This window comes from Stutzerimonas sp. C6.4V, assembly GCF_058536345.1.
On record NZ_JBZUBM010000002.1, the window covers coordinates 269,497 to 283,700 of the forward strand.

The window sequence follows — 14,204 nt, forward strand, 5'->3', positions numbered from 1 at the left end:
CCGCGGTATTCCCCGCCCAGCACAGGAGAACGACGTGAGCCAGCCAACGTTCAAACCCTACACTGCGCCTTCAGGCGGCTGGGGATCGGCCTATTCGGTCGCCAACATCCTGATCCGCGAAAGGATCCCACTGGCCGGCGCGGCTTTGTTGCTCAAACAGAACAAGCCCATCGACGGCTTCGCCTGCGTCAGTTGCGCCTGGGCCAAACCCCACCCGTCGCGCCCGCTGTCGTTCTGCGAGAACGGCGCCAAGGCTACCGCCTGGGAAAACACCAGCCGCCGCTGTGGTCCGGAGTTCTTTGAACGTCACAGCGTGACCGAGCTGCTCAACTGGACCGACTTCGATCTGGAACAGCAGGGTCGCCTGACCCACCCCATGCGTTACGACCCGGCCAGCGACAAGTATCAGCCGGTCAGCTGGGACCAGGCCTTCGAGGAAATCGGCCGCGAGCTCAAGGCCATGGCCGATCCCAACCAGGTGGTCTTCTACATGTCCGGCCGCGCCGCGCTGGAGACGGCCTACATGTTCGCCATCCTGGCGCGGATCTATGGCACCAACAATCTGCCCGACAGCTCGAACATGTGCCATGAAAGCACCTCCATCGCACTGCCCGAAAGCATCGGGGTGCCGGTGGCCACCGTGACGCTGAACGACATGCACAAGATGGACGGCATGCTGTTCTTCGGCCAGAACACCGGCACCTGCAGCCCACGCATGCTCCACGACCTGCAGGAAGCACGCGAGCGCGGCGCACCGATCATCACCTTCAACCCCATTCGCGAACGCGGACTGGAGCGCTTCGTCAATCCGCAGTCACCGCGGGAGATGATGACCCCCGACGAGACCAAGATCAGTACCCAGTATCACCAGGTGAAGATCGGTGGCGACATCGCGGCCATCGCCGGCATCTGCAAGGCGCTGTTCGATCTGGACGATGCAGCGGTAGGCAACGGGCAGCCGCGGGTGCTGGATGTCGCGTTCATCGAGCAGCACACCCATGGCTTCGGAGCGTTCGAAGCGCGCATGCGCGGCTACAGCTGGCAACTGCTGGAACGCCGCTCCGGGCTGAGTCGCGGCGCGATGGAAGCAGCAGCGGTCGCCTATGCACGCTGCAACCGGGTCATCGCCGCCTACGGCATGGGCCTGACCCAGCACCGCTATGGTGTTCAGACCATCCAGATGCTGGTCAATCTGTTGCTGCTGAGGGGCAACATGGGCAAGGAAGGCGCCGGAATCCTACCGGTGCGCGGGCATTCGAACGTGCAGGGTCAGCGGACGGTGGGTATCACCGAAAAGGCAAAGAAGGTGCCGGCCGACAATTTGCGGCGCCAGTTCGGCTTCGAGCCGCCTGCGGAAGACGGGGTGAATACCATCGAGGCCTGCGAAGGCATCCTGGCGGGCAGGGTAAAGGGCTTTGTGGCGATGGGCGGCAATTTCGTCCGGGCCATCCCCGACACCCTGCAAATGGAGCCGGCCTGGCGCAAGCTGCAGCTCTCCGTGCAGGTCTCGACCAAACTGAACCGCAATCATCTGGTGACCGGCAAGGTGTCCTATATCCTGCCGTGTCTGGGCCGCACCGAGATCGACCGTCAGGCGACCGGCGAGCAGCGCCACACCACCGAGGACAGCACCGGCTGTATTCGCGCCTGGCGCGGCGTGGCTGAACCTGCCGGCGAGCTGTTGCTGTCGGAGCCCGCTATCGTGGCACGCCTGGCCAAGGCAACGCTGCCGGACACCCCCAGCCTCGATTGGGATGCCTGGGTCGGTGACTATGCTCTGGTGCGCAGCGCCATCGCCGAGAGCTATCCCGACATCTTTCATGATTTCAATACCCGTATGCTGGAGCCGGGCGGCTTCCATCGCCCGCTGGGTGCGAGCAAGCGCGAGTGGGCGACCGAGACCGGCAAGGCCAACTTCATCAACCCGCCGGCGCTGGCCGAAGATCCGGACACGGAGGAAGGCGGCCACGAGCAGCGCGACGTCCTGCAACTGATGACGTTGCGCAGCAATGACCAGTTCAACACCACTGTCTACGGGTACAACGACCGCTTCCGGGGCATTCAGGGTACCCGCGCAGTGATCCTGATGAACAGCAACGACATGGCACGCCTCGGCCTGGCCGAAGGGGACAAGATCGAGGCGATAACCGTCGTGCACGACGGCATACATCGGTCGGTCGGCCCCTTGCGGGTCACCCCCTATGACATACCCGAAGGCTGCTGTGCCGGCTACTACCCCGAATGCAATGCGCTGTTGCCCGTATGGCATCATGCCGAACGCAGCAAAGTGCCGGCAGCGAAGTCCATCCCGGTAAGGGTGCGCAAGGTGATCGCGTTTGGCGATGACCGACCCGCCCCCACCGAGCCTGACCCGCCGGCAGGCGTCGGCGCCGCATGAGCCACCCCCTATCGGCGCTTGCCGATGGGGGCGCACACAGCCGCGGATTGCCTACATCGGTTGAAATGCGCAGCAGGGTCCCCCATATCAAGCGCATTCGGGCATTCATCGCCCCGCTGCGTGGAGATTTTCCCTTTGACCACCATCGTTTCAGTGCGCCGCAACGGCAAAGTCGTCATGGGCGGCGACGGCCAGGTTTCCCTTGGCAACACCGTCATGAAAGGCAACGCCAAGAAGGTCCGGCGCCTCTACCACGGCCAGGTGCTGGCAGGCTTCGCCGGTGCCACCGCTGATGCCTTCACCCTCTTCGAGCGCTTCGAAGGCCAGCTGGAAAAACACCAGGGCCATCTGGTACGTGCGGCCGTTGAGCTGGCCAAGGACTGGCGGACCGATCGTTCGCTGAGTCGCCTGGAAGCCATGCTCGCCGTGGCCAACAAGGACGCCTCGCTGATCATCACCGGCAATGGTGACGTGGTGCAGCCGGAGAACGACCTGATCGCCATGGGTTCCGGCGGCGGGTTCGCCCAGGCTGCCGCGATGGCCCTGATGCAGAAGGGTGACGAGAGCATGTCCGCACAGGACATCACCGAAACCGCACTTAACATTGCCGGCACCATCTGTGTCTTCACCAACCAGAATCTCACCATCGAGGAGCTGGACAGCGCGATCTGACAGGCCGACGGAAAACTACCTGCATTGGCAATTTTTCGCTAAAGACAGGCTTGTCGCGAGCCGGGTCGGGCCGACCGACTGAGGCCACCACGGCCCGCTACCTCGCCTGTTTTTGCACTGCCTTGCCTGCCTCACCTCGTTTTTTTCTAACGACCTGGCCTGTGCCCTGCCAGCTTCGGGAGTAACAAAAATGTCCATGACGCCTCGCGAGATCGTCCACGAACTCAACCGCCACATCATCGGCCAGGACGACGCCAAGCGTGCCGTCGCCATTGCCCTTCGCAACCGTTGGCGGCGCATGCAGCTCCCCGCCGAGCTGCGCCCGGAAGTGACGCCAAAGAACATCCTGATGATCGGCCCGACCGGCGTCGGCAAGACCGAGATTGCTCGTCGCCTGGCCAAGCTGGCCAACGCGCCATTCATCAAAGTGGAAGCGACAAAGTTTACCGAAGTCGGTTATGTCGGTCGGGATGTCGAATCCATCATCCGTGATCTGGCCGACGCTGCCCTGAAGATGCTGCGTGAGCAGGAAGTGGTGAAGATGCGCCATCGTGCCGAAGACGCGGCGGAAGAGCGCATCCTCGATGCACTTCTGCCCCAGGCGCGCCCGGCCGGATTCAACGATGAGCAACCGGTGCAGAGCACCGATTCCAACACGCGTCAGCTATTTCGCAAGCGGTTGCGCGAAGGCCAGCTGGATGACAAGGAAATCGATATCGAAGTTGCCGAGAACCCGGGCGGCGTCGAGATCATGGCCCCGCCGGGCATGGAGGAGATGACCAACCAGCTGCAGAGCCTGTTCTCCAACATGGGCAAGGGCAAAAAGAAGAGCCGCAAACTGAAGATCAGGGACGCGCTCAAGCTGGTCCGCGACGAGGAGGCCGCGCGCCTGGTCAACGAGGAAGAACTCAAGTCCCGGGCTCTGGAAGCGGTGGAGCAGCACGGCATCGTCTTTATCGACGAGATCGACAAGGTCGCCAAGCGCGGCAATACCAGCGGCGCCGACGTCTCCCGTGAAGGCGTGCAGCGCGACCTCTTGCCGCTGATCGAAGGCAGCACGGTCAACACCAAGCTGGGCATGGTCAAGACCGACCACATCCTGTTCATTGCCTCGGGCGCGTTCCACCTGTCCAAGCCCAGCGATCTGGTACCGGAGCTGCAGGGGCGCCTGCCGATTCGTGTCGAGCTCAAGGCCCTGTCGCCGGAAGACTTCGAACGCATCCTCACCGAACCGCACGCCTCGCTGACCGAGCAGTACCGCGAATTGCTGAAGACCGAAGGGCTCGCCATCGAGTTCTCCGAGGACGGCATCAAGCGTCTGGCCCAGATCGCCTGGCAGGTCAACGAAAAGACCGAGAACATCGGTGCGCGCCGCTTGCATACCCTGCTCGAACGCCTCCTTGAGGAAGTCTCCTTCAGCGCAGGCGACCTGGCCGGACAGCAGAATGGCGAACCGATCCGCATCGACACCGAATACGTCAACAGCCATCTCGGCGAGCTGGCCGAAGACGAAGACCTGTCGCGGTACATCCTTTAACCGGCCGGATGCTGGAGGCTGAAGGCTGGACGAAAGAGCCGCCCTCGTTCAGCCTCCAGCCGTCCAGCCTCTCTTCGGTTCTTTATATGCACATCCCCACCGCAATCAAGCTGCACAAGCGCTCCAGGACACTGGAGCTGGAGTACGGGCCGGAGCAGCGTCATGTGCTGCCCGCCGAGTTCCTGCGTGTCCACTCGCCGTCTGCCGAAGTGCAGGGGCACGGCAATCCGGTGCTGCAGACCGGCAAAATCAATGTTGCGCTCGAGGGTATCGAACCAGCCGGGCAGTACGCCCTGAAGCTTGTCTTCAGCGATGGTCACGACAGCGGTCTGTACACCTGGGATTACCTGCATCATCTGGCCACCCATCAGCAGGCGCTGTGGGAGGGTTACCTGGAGGCGCTGGCCAGGGTGGGCAAATCGCGCGATCCGGATGTTTCGCCGGTCAAGTTGATGCTTTGACGGCTGGGGCTGTACAGCGCAACCCTGCCGGCATTTGCTTTGGCCTGCCGCTTGTCCCCTGCACTTCTGCGCCCTGCCTTGCGCTGATGTCGGCTTTGGCACCATTTAGGTTTAGAATGCCCCGCACATTCTTCCGGTGACAGTGACATGACCGATCCCCGCAAAGAGCCTGCCGCAGAACCCATCACGCACTTCGGCTACAAGAACGTGCCGGAAAGCGAAAAAGCCCGGAAGGTGGCCGAGGTATTCCACTCCGTAGCCGCCAAGTACGACCTGATGAACGACTTGATGTCCGCTGGCGTGCACCGTCTCTGGAAGCGCTTCACCATCGAGCTGTCCGGGGTGCGTCACGGCAACCGCGTGCTGGACATTGCTGGCGGCACCGGCGACCTGACGCGGCAGTTTTCGCGAATTGTCGGTCCGACCGGCGAAGTGGTGCTGGCGGACATCAACGCCTCGATGCTAAAGGTCGGTCGCGATCGACTGCTCGACAAGGGCGTCGCGGGCAATGTGAAGTTTGTCCAGGCCGACGCCGAAAAGCTGCCCTTCCCGGACAACCACTTCGACGTGGTCACCATCGCCTTTGGCCTGCGCAACGTGACCCACAAGGAAGACGCCATCGCGTCCATGCTGCGCGTGCTCAAACCCGGCGGCCGCCTGCTGGTGCTGGAGTTCTCCAAGCCCACCAACCAGCTGTTCTCCAAGGCCTACGACGCCTATTCGTTCAGCCTGCTGCCGATGATGGGCAAGCTGATTACCAACGATTCCGAGAGCTACCGCTACCTGGCCGAGTCGATCCGCATGCATCCGGATCAGGAAACCCTCAAGGGCATGATGGCCGATGCCGGTTTCGAGCGTGTTACCTACCACAACATGACCGGCGGCATCGTCGCCCTGCACCGCGGCATCAAGCCCTGATGCTGCGCACCGCCGTGCTGGCCGGCGCTGAAGGCGCGATCAACCGCCTCCTGCGCCTGGACCCGACTGCCCTGCCGCGGCTGACCCAGCTCAGCGGCCGGATCATCGAGATAGACTGCACGGCGCCGGCCTGGCGGCTGTTCATCCTGGCCGACGCCGATGGCCTGCGGCTGGCAGCAGACTGGGCCAGCGAACCGGACTGTCGTCTGCGTGCGTCAGCCTCCAGCCTGGTCCGCCTGGCCACCAGCCAGAACAAGACGGCGGTCCTGCATGGACCCGACGTCGACATCGAGGGCGACAGCGGCGCACTGATGGCTTTGGCCGAAGTACTGCAGGACCTGGAGCTGGACTGGGAATACGAAGTGTCCCGCCTGCTCGGCCCGGTCGCCACGCAGTTGCTGGGCTCCAGCTTGCGCAACCAGGCCGACTGGTTGCGCCAGAGCGCCGACAGCCTGCGCCAGGATCTGGCCGACTACCTCAGCGAAGAATCACGTGCACTGGTTGGCATGGCCGAGGCAGAAACACGCTTCGCCGAGCTCGACCGCCTCAAGCTGGACCTCGACCGACTCGAAGCCCGGGTCGAACGGCTCACCCAACTGAAACCAGACCGATCCGAATGAAGCTGTTCGCCGCGGCTCGCCGCCTGTTTCGCATCCTGCTGGTGGTGATCCGCTACCGCCTGGACGACATCATCCTCGACCTGCCAATGCCCTGGTGGCTGCGTGCGACAGGCTACCTGCTGCCCTGGCGCTGGCTGCCCCGCCGCAACCGCCACCTGTCCCGCGGCGCACGTCTGCGCCTGGCCCTCGAAGGCCTCGGGCCGATCTTCATCAAGTTCGGCCAGATTCTCTCGACCCGCCGTGACCTGCTGCCGTTGGATATCGCCGAAGAACTGTCGATGCTGCAGGACCGCGTGCCTCCCTTCGATTCGGCCGTCGCCACGGCGCTGATCGAACGCCAGCTGGGCGCACCGGTTGGCGAGGTCTTTGCCCGTTTCGACAGCAAGCCGCTGGCCTCCGCCTCGGTCGCCCAGGTACACGCCGCCAAGCTGCGCAGCGGTGAGGAAGTAGTGGTCAAGGTTGTCAGGCCCAACCTGCGGCCGATCATCAGCCAGGACATCGCCTGGCTGTTCCTGCTGGCAAAAACGGCCGAACGCGCCTCCACCGAAGCCCGCCGCCTGCATCTGGTGGAAGTGGTCGATGACTACGCCAAGACCATCTACGATGAACTCGACCTGCTGCGCGAGGCGGCGAACGCCAGCCAGCTCAAGCGCAACTTCCAGGGCTCTCCGTTGCTCTACGTGCCCCAGGTCTACTGGGACCTGTGCCGCCCGCAGGTGCTGGTCATGGAGCGCATCTACGGCGTGCCGGTGACGGACATGAAGCGCCTGGCCGAACAGCGCACCGACATGAAACAGCTGGCCGAACGCGGTGTGGAGATCTTCTTCACCCAGGTCTTTCGCGACAGCTTCTTCCACGCCGACATGCACCCCGGCAACATCTTCGTCAGCACCCATCAGCCCTGGAACCCGCAGTACATCGCGGTCGACTTCGGCATCGTCGGCAGCCTGACACCGGAAGATCAGGACTACCTGGCGCGCAACCTGATGGCCTTCTTCCGCCGCGACTACCGCAAGGTAGCCCAGTTGCACATCGATTCCGGCTGGGTACCGGCGGAAACCAAGGTCAACGAATTCGAAGCAGCGATTCGTACCGTCTGCGAGCCGATCTTCGAAAAGCCGCTAAAGGACATCTCCTTCGGCCAGTTGCTGGTGCGCCTGTTCCAGGTCGCCCGTCGCTTCAACATGGAAGTCCAGCCGCAGTTGGTGCTGTTGCAGAAGACGCTGCTCAACATCGAGGGGCTGGGCCGCGAGCTGTATCCCGAGCTGGACCTCTGGGCCACTGGCCAGCCCTACCTGGAGCGCTGGATGCGTGAGCGCATGAGCCCGAAACAGCTGTTGAAGAACGCACAGGCGCAGATCGAACAACTGCCGCACCTGGCAGGCATGACCCGCGAGTTGCTGGAGCGCATGTCCGGGCCCCATGCGCACAATCTGCCGCCGCCGTGGCACGAGCATCACCGCCACTGGCCGCTGCGCCTCGTGGGCGCTCTACTCCTGGGCGGCGGTGCAACCCTGGCGGCCACGGTGGAGAGTTTTTCGTCGGTTGCCGCCTGGCCTGCCTGGCTGATGCTGGTAACAGGCGTCTACATCGTGGTGCGCCGATAGCCACCGGTCCACGAGGCTGGCACACTTGGGCCATTGAGCGGAGAATTCGATGAACTGGCTGGACCACATCAACTGGAACGAAGACGGCCTGGTGCCGGCCATCGCCCAGGATCACCAGACCGGGCGCATCCTGATGATGGCCTGGATGAATCGGGAAGCACTGGAGCTTACGGCTGCGGAAAACCGCGCCATCTATTGGTCACGTTCGCGTGGCAAGCTGTGGCGCAAGGGCGAGGAGTCCGGTCATGTCCAGCGGCTGCACGAGCTGCGCCTGGACTGCGATGCCGACGTAATCGTAATGCTGGTCGAGCAGGTTGGCGGAATTGCCTGTCATACCGGTCGGGAAAGTTGCTTCTACCGGGTGTTCGAGAATGGTGACTGGAAATCCGTCGACCCGGTGCTGAAGGATCCAAACGCCATTTATGCAGGACACGCACATGAGTGACACCTTCGCCCGTCTGGCCGAGGTGCTGGAAGCCCGCAAGGGCGCCGCAGCGGACAGTTCATATGTGGCAAGCCTGTATCACAAGGGCCTGAACAAGATTCTCGAGAAGGTTGGTGAGGAGTCGGTGGAAACCATTCTGGCCGCCAAGGATGCCGCCTCCAGCGGTGACGCCAGCGACCTGATCTACGAAACCGCCGACCTCTGGTTTCACAGCCTGGTAATGCTGGCCGCTCTCGATCAGCATCCTCAGGCGGTACTGGACGAACTGGACCGCCGATTCGGTCTCTCCGGGCATGCGGAAAAAGCCGCTCGCCCACAAACCTGATAGATAACTTCGGAGTATTGCAGCATGGGTTTTGGTGGAATCAGCGTCTGGCAGCTCCTGATCGTTCTGCTTATCGTGATCATGCTTTTCGGCACCAAGCGTCTCAAGGGTCTGGGCTCGGACCTGGGTGACGCCATCAAGGGCTTCCGCAAGTCCATGGGCACCGACGAAGAAAAGCCGAGCGCCGAAGAGAAGCAGAATCACACCATCGATGCCGAGGCCCGCAAGGTCGAAGAACCGACAAAGAAGAACTGAGGCGCCATGTTCGATATCGGTTTCACCGAACTGCTACTGATCGGCCTGGTTGCGCTGTTCGTATTGGGCCCTGAGCGCTTGCCTGGTGCCGTGCGCACCGCAGGACTTTGGGTTGGGCGCGCCAAGCGGAGCTTTGCCAATATCAAATCCGAGGTCGAGCGCGAGATTGGCGCCGACGAAATTCGCCGTCAGCTCCACAACGAGCGCATCCTCGACCTCGAGCGGGAAATGAAGCAGAGCATCATGCCCAGTTCGCCCAGCACCAACAGCACGCCATCTCCGCAATCGGCCACACCGCCACCGGATGCCAGCCATCTCGAAGAGCCAGCGCCTATAGAAGCCAAACCCGCCGACACGGCCCCCGTACCTCGCCCGGACAAATCGCCTGAGCCATGAGCAATACTTCCATTGATGATCAGGAAATGCCGCTGATCGCCCACCTGACGGAACTGCGTAAGCGCCTGCTGCGCTGCGTGGTGGCGATCCTGCTGCTGTTCGGCGGGTTGTTCTATTTCTCACAGCAGATCTATGCGCTGGTGGCCGCACCACTGCGAGCCTACCTGCCAGAAGGCGCGACGATGATCGCCACCGGCGTGGCCTCGCCGTTCCTGACACCGTTCAAGCTGACCATGATGGTGGCGTTGTTTCTGTCGATGCCCGTGATCCTGCACCAGATCTGGAGCTTTATTGCGCCCGGTCTGTACAAGCATGAAAAGCGCGTTGCGGTGCCGTTGCTGATCTCCAGCATCTTCCTCTTCTACGGTGGCATGGCCTTCGCGTACTTCGTGGTCTTCCCGATCATGTTCGGCTTCTTTGCCAGCGTGACGCCCGAAGGCGTGGCGATGATGACCGACATCGGCCAGTACCTGGATTTCGTCCTGACGCTGTTCTTTGCCTTTGGAGTCGCGTTCGAGATACCGGTGGCGACCTTCCTGCTGATCTGGGTCGGCATCGTTGACGTAGCTACCCTGCGCAAGAGCCGCCCCTATGTCGTGGTGGGCTGTTTCGTGATCGGCATGGTGCTGACCCCACCGGATGTCTTTTCCCAGGCCCTGCTTGCGGTGCCTATGTGGATACTCTTCGAAGCCGGCCTGATCTGCGGCAGCATGGTCAAGAAGCGTGAGCAGGAGTTTCGTGGCGACGCCGACGACAACGAGGCCCGCTCCAGCGATCAGCCGCCTGCCTCGCACCCGTGAATCTGTTGTTGCTGGAGGCGGCCGACTTTGTTGCCGCCGATCGGGTGATCCTGCGTGACCGCCGCCTGAAGCACATCCAGGAAGTTCACCGCGCCGAGGCGGGCGAGTGCCTGCGGGTCGGGGTGCTAGATGGGCCAATGGGCCAGGGGCGCCTGCTGCGTCTGGATGCCAGGGAAGCCGAACTCAGGATCGAGCTGCAGCAAGCCCCACCGGCCAAATTGCCCGTTACCCTGTTGCTGGCCCTGCCGCGCCCCAAGATGCTGCGCCGTGTACTACAGACAGTAGCCAGCATGGGCGTGCCCAGGCTCGTGTTACTCAATAGCTACCGCGTGGAAAAGAGCTTCTGGCAGACCCCCTTCCTCGAGCCGCAGGCCATTCGCGAACAGCTGCTACTCGGATTGGAGCAGGCCCGCGACACCGTGTTACCCGAGGTCACGATCGAAAATCGCTTCAAACCCTTCGTCGAGGACCGCCTGCCACAGCTGGTGGCAGGTACTTGCGGCCTGATCGGCCACCCAGGCGATTATCCACCCTGTCCCCGAGCATTGACCGGACCGGTAACGCTGGCGATTGGTCCCGAAGGCGGCTGGATACCCTATGAAGTGGACAAGCTGACCGAGGCCGGCCTGCAGCCCGTACAGCTCGGCGAGCGCATTCTGCGCGTGGAGACCGCCGTAAGCGCGCTGCTGGCACGGCTTTTCTGACTCTGTGTATCGGAGATGCGACACAGTACCGATGAACGTAGTGCACGCAGTCGGTGCATCCCTGTCAGAAGCAGTGAACCCTGATAACAGTTGTAGCCATGCGACCCTTGACCATCGACCTTCATCGCCTGGAATACGCGCTGGACAACCGCGATGCCAGCGAGCATTACCTGGACCTCGAATCCGGCCAGATCCGCGCCGTTTTTCCTGGCGAAGCCGCGCCGGGCGTTAACGAGAAATATGACGTACAGGACGACCGTTTCGTGCGTATCGAGCCGCTCGGGCTTGCGCAATCGATCGCCATGCGCGAAGCCTTCCTTTATACCCAGCACGACCCCAACGCCCATGCAGTGCTAAGCAATGCGCTACTGGGGCGCAAACCGCTGCGGACCTTCGATTTCAAGCTGGAAGACTTTCCGGAAGTGCGCCAGGCCTGGCTGGACTATCAGACGGTGCAGTTACGTGAATACGCGGTTACCTGGCTTCACGAAAACGGACTGGAAGCCTCGAAGCACTGAATCGGCTGTCCGTTGCGGCTCAGCTTTCCAGCAGGAAGGTTACCGGCCCGTCGTTCTGCAGGTGCACCTGCATATCCGCACCGAAGCGCCCACACGCCACCTGGGCATGTTGCAGGCGCGCCTGGGCCACCAGGTAATCGTAAAGCTGCTCGCCAAGGTCCGGGGGCGCCGCAGTTGAAAAGCTTGGGCGCAGGCCACTGCCCGTATCGGCTGCCAGGGTGAACTGCGAGACCAGCAGCAGACCGCCGCCAACGTCCGTCAGTGAGCGATTCATCCTGCCCTGCTCGTCGCTGAAGACCCTGTAGCGCAGCAGCTTATGCAACAGCTTGTCAGCCCTCGTACGGTCATCCTTGCGCTCAACGCCAACCAGCACCAGCAACCCCTGATCGATCGAACCGACCTCCATCCCGGCAACTTCGACCCGCGCATGGCGTACGCGCTGGATCAGTGCTTTCATCAGGCTTCCTCGGGCGGTACGTCGAGCAGGCGCCGGGCGATATCGGCAGCGGCTCGCACCAGCGCATCACAGATGCCAGATTCAGACGCCGAATGCCCGGCTTCGCGGATAATCTGCAATTCGCTGTTTGGCCAGGCCTCGTGCAGCGCCCAGGCATTGTCCAGCGGGCAGATGACATCGTAACGGCCGTGAACGATGATGCCCGGCAGGTGCGCAATCTTGTGCATGTCGCGCAGCAGCTGATCCGGGTCGAGAAAGGCCTGGTTGACGAAGTAATGGCATTCGATACGCGCCATCGCCAAGGCCCGGTGGGTATCGGAGAAACGGTCAACCACCTGAGTGTTGGGCCGCAAGGTGGCAGTGCGACCTTCCCAGCAGGACCAGGCCTTGGCGGCGTGCATCTGCGCTATCTGGTCCGTACCGGTCAGCCGCTTGTAGAACGCCTGCATCAGGTCGCCGCGCTCGTCCTGCGGAATCGGCGCGATGAAGTCCTGCCAGTAGTCAGGGAACAGGCGGCTCGCGCCATCCTGGTAAAACCAGGCGAAGTCCTTTGGCCGGCAGAGAAAAATCCCCCGTAGGATCAGCGCGTGTACATGTTCAGGGAACGCCTGGGCGTAGGCGAGGGACAGGGTCGAGCCCCAGGAACCGCCAAACAGCACCCACTTGTCGATACCAAGCGACTCGCGGATCTGCTCCATGTCGGCGATCAGGTGGGCGGTCGTATTGTTTTCCAGGCTCGCGTGAGGCGTGGAGCGGCCACAGCCGCGCTGATCAAAGGTGATGATGCGATACAGGTTCGGGTCGAAGAAGCGTCGGCTCAGGGCATCGCAACCGCCCCCCGGACCACCGTGGACAAACAGCACAGGCAGGCCCTCCGGTGACCCACTCTCGTCGACATAAAGCACGTGCGGCGCTTGCACAGCCAGTTCATGTCGGGCGTAGGGTTTGATCTCCGGATACAAGGTCTGCATGGCACACTCCGTGGTCGGTACGCGGGTCAATGTCCGCCTGACGTTTCCGGCATCATAACGAGGTTCGGGAGGTTAGGCATGCCTGTATGGAAATTAGCCGCGGCTCTGATGGCCATGGCGCTGCTTCTGGCTGGTTGCGGTCGCGATGACTCTCAGGCCGCTTTGGCTTTGGCAGCCCAGTCGGTACAGGACAGCATCGAAGACAAGGACACTTCCAGGCTGATGGAGCATATCCATAGTGAGTTCAGCGCCAACCGGGAGCTGGACCGGGACTGGGTTCGACGCACCGCCGCCTTGATGTTCCTGCGTCATCGCAATGTGCGGGTGATCGCGCTCAACAGCCGCAGCTGGGTCGACTCCACGTACCGCGACAAGGGTTATACCGAAGCCCAGGTGGCCCTGACAGGCGCCGAGGGGCTGTTACCGCAGCGCCTGGGCCACTACGACGTCCGCCTTGAATGGTGGCTTACGGACGGCGAATGGCAGCTGGCGCGCCTGAGCTGGGAATAGCCACGCCCGCCTCCTGAGCTACAGCGCCCGATCGACAGCGGCCTGTTTGGCAGACGTCAGCCCGATTCGCCACGCCAGATCAGCTCGCTGGTGTCGTAGCCGCGCTTGTGAGCTTCATCGAGCAGCGTATCGCGGGTCGCCTCGTCAACCTGTTCCTCACGGGAGAGGAGCCAGAGATAGTCCCGGTCAGGGCTGCCCACCAACGCGACGCTGTAGTCGTCGGCCAGATAGAGAATCCAGTAGTCGCCCTTGGTCAGGCCTGGAAACAGGTTGCTGAACCAATTATCGAAACGAACCCAGAGCTTGTCGGTCTGCCCTTCCTGCTGAGGAAACGCCTCGCCCTGCGCCTGCTCCCACTCCCCACTTTTGGTTTCACAGCGATTGGTCACCGCCAGGCTTCCTTCGTCCTGCAGGCTGTATTGCGCCTGTGAACGGACACAGTTGCGCTGGAAGAACATCGGCAAGCGCGCGAGTTCATACCAGGTGCCCTGATAACGCTGCAAATCAACGTGCCCGGTGGTGGCGGGCTCCCCTGCATCTGAGCCTGAACCTGCGCAACCAGCAAGCAGCAGTGCAACCAACAACATGGCGGAATGACGCATGGGTTCTC

At 62.4% G+C, this 14,204-nt stretch carries 18 protein-coding genes; 15 read left to right on the forward strand and 3 right to left on the reverse strand.

Going from position 1 to position 14,204, the window contains the following annotated elements; all coding sequences use genetic code 11:
• Window positions 1-34: 34 nt before the first annotated feature.
• The 14 genes from AC4LFW_RS17085 (at window position 35) to AC4LFW_RS17150 (ending at window position 11,656) form a co-directional block, all read left to right on the forward strand.
• Window positions 35-2,398, forward strand: a complete 2,364-nt coding sequence (locus tag AC4LFW_RS17085) for an FdhF/YdeP family oxidoreductase (RefSeq protein WP_491820577.1) — start codon at window positions 35-37, stop codon at window positions 2,396-2,398.
• A gap of 135 nt (window positions 2,399-2,533) precedes the next feature.
• Complete coding sequence (gene hslV, locus AC4LFW_RS17090) at window positions 2,534-3,070, forward strand: ATP-dependent protease subunit HslV (RefSeq protein WP_491820579.1); 537 nt, start codon at window positions 2,534-2,536, stop codon at window positions 3,068-3,070.
• Window positions 3,071-3,260: 190 nt separating this feature from the next.
• The gene (hslU, locus tag AC4LFW_RS17095; RefSeq protein WP_491820581.1) at window positions 3,261-4,607 is read left to right on the forward strand and encodes an ATP-dependent protease ATPase subunit HslU; all 1,347 of its coding nucleotides are present in this window, start codon (window positions 3,261-3,263) and stop codon (window positions 4,605-4,607) included.
• An 86-nt stretch (window positions 4,608-4,693) separates the two neighbouring features.
• Window positions 4,694-5,068, forward strand: a complete 375-nt coding sequence (locus tag AC4LFW_RS17100; protein WP_491820582.1) for a gamma-butyrobetaine hydroxylase family protein — start codon at window positions 4,694-4,696, stop codon at window positions 5,066-5,068.
• Window positions 5,069-5,215: 147 nt separating this feature from the next.
• Window positions 5,216-5,986 carry a bifunctional demethylmenaquinone methyltransferase/2-methoxy-6-polyprenyl-1,4-benzoquinol methylase UbiE gene (gene ubiE / locus AC4LFW_RS17105; protein WP_491820583.1) on the forward strand — a complete coding sequence of 257 codons (771 nt, stop codon included), beginning with the start codon at window positions 5,216-5,218 and terminating at the stop codon, window positions 5,984-5,986.
• On the forward strand, window positions 5,986-6,606 hold the full coding sequence (locus AC4LFW_RS17110; protein ID WP_491820584.1) for a ubiquinone biosynthesis accessory factor UbiJ: 621 nt from the start codon (window positions 5,986-5,988) through the stop codon (window positions 6,604-6,606). The genes ubiE and AC4LFW_RS17110 overlap by 1 nt, the downstream gene beginning before the upstream one ends.
• Window positions 6,603-8,213, forward strand: a complete 1,611-nt coding sequence (gene ubiB, locus AC4LFW_RS17115; RefSeq protein ID WP_491820585.1) for a ubiquinone biosynthesis regulatory protein kinase UbiB — start codon at window positions 6,603-6,605, stop codon at window positions 8,211-8,213. The genes AC4LFW_RS17110 and ubiB overlap by 4 nt, the downstream gene beginning before the upstream one ends.
• Before the next feature lie 49 nt (window positions 8,214-8,262).
• Entirely contained in the window at window positions 8,263-8,658 is a 396-nt protein-coding gene (hisI, locus tag AC4LFW_RS17120; protein ID WP_491820586.1) for a phosphoribosyl-AMP cyclohydrolase, read from the forward strand.
• Entirely contained in the window at window positions 8,651-8,983 is a 333-nt protein-coding gene (locus tag AC4LFW_RS17125; protein ID WP_491820587.1) for a phosphoribosyl-ATP diphosphatase, read from the forward strand. The genes hisI and AC4LFW_RS17125 overlap by 8 nt, the downstream gene beginning before the upstream one ends.
• A 24-nt stretch (window positions 8,984-9,007) precedes the next feature.
• Window positions 9,008-9,238 (forward strand): twin-arginine translocase TatA/TatE family subunit, encoded by a 231-nt coding sequence (tatA, locus tag AC4LFW_RS17130; RefSeq protein ID WP_491820588.1) that lies wholly within the window; start codon window positions 9,008-9,010, stop codon window positions 9,236-9,238.
• A gap of 6 nt (window positions 9,239-9,244) precedes the next feature.
• Window positions 9,245-9,634 (forward strand): Sec-independent protein translocase protein TatB, encoded by a 390-nt coding sequence (gene tatB, locus AC4LFW_RS17135; protein ID WP_491820589.1) that lies wholly within the window; start codon window positions 9,245-9,247, stop codon window positions 9,632-9,634.
• Window positions 9,631-10,434, forward strand: a complete 804-nt coding sequence (tatC, locus tag AC4LFW_RS17140; RefSeq protein ID WP_491820590.1) for a twin-arginine translocase subunit TatC — start codon at window positions 9,631-9,633, stop codon at window positions 10,432-10,434. The genes tatB and tatC overlap by 4 nt, the downstream gene beginning before the upstream one ends.
• A complete protein-coding gene (locus AC4LFW_RS17145; RefSeq protein ID WP_491820591.1) occupies window positions 10,431-11,138 on the forward strand; it encodes a 16S rRNA (uracil(1498)-N(3))-methyltransferase in 708 nt (235 codons plus the stop codon). Before tatC ends, AC4LFW_RS17145 begins: the two co-directional genes overlap by 4 nt.
• A 98-nt stretch (window positions 11,139-11,236) precedes the next feature.
• Complete coding sequence (locus tag AC4LFW_RS17150; protein WP_491820592.1) at window positions 11,237-11,656, forward strand: UPF0158 family protein; 420 nt, start codon at window positions 11,237-11,239, stop codon at window positions 11,654-11,656.
• Window positions 11,657-11,675: 19 nt separating this feature from the next.
• Here AC4LFW_RS17150 and dtd read toward each other — a convergent pair whose 3' ends face one another.
• Both dtd and pip read right to left on the reverse strand, forming a co-directional pair.
• On the reverse strand, window positions 11,676-12,113 hold the full coding sequence (dtd, locus tag AC4LFW_RS17155; RefSeq protein ID WP_491820593.1) for a D-aminoacyl-tRNA deacylase: 438 nt from the start codon (window positions 12,111-12,113) through the stop codon (window positions 11,676-11,678).
• Entirely contained in the window at window positions 12,113-13,084 is a 972-nt protein-coding gene (pip, locus tag AC4LFW_RS17160) for a prolyl aminopeptidase (protein WP_491820594.1), read from the reverse strand. The genes dtd and pip overlap by 1 nt, the downstream gene beginning before the upstream one ends.
• Window positions 13,085-13,162: 78 nt before the next feature.
• Here pip and AC4LFW_RS17165 point away from each other — a divergent pair, with 78 nt between their 5' ends.
• Window positions 13,163-13,594 carry a hypothetical protein gene (locus AC4LFW_RS17165; protein ID WP_491820595.1) on the forward strand — a complete coding sequence of 144 codons (432 nt, stop codon included), beginning with the start codon at window positions 13,163-13,165 and terminating at the stop codon, window positions 13,592-13,594.
• A 56-nt stretch (window positions 13,595-13,650) separates the two neighbouring features.
• Here AC4LFW_RS17165 and AC4LFW_RS17170 read toward each other — a convergent pair whose 3' ends face one another.
• The gene (locus AC4LFW_RS17170) at window positions 13,651-14,196 is read right to left on the reverse strand and encodes a lipocalin family protein (protein ID WP_491820597.1); all 546 of its coding nucleotides are present in this window, start codon (window positions 14,194-14,196) and stop codon (window positions 13,651-13,653) included.
• Between the last annotated feature and the right edge of the window lie 8 nt (window positions 14,197-14,204).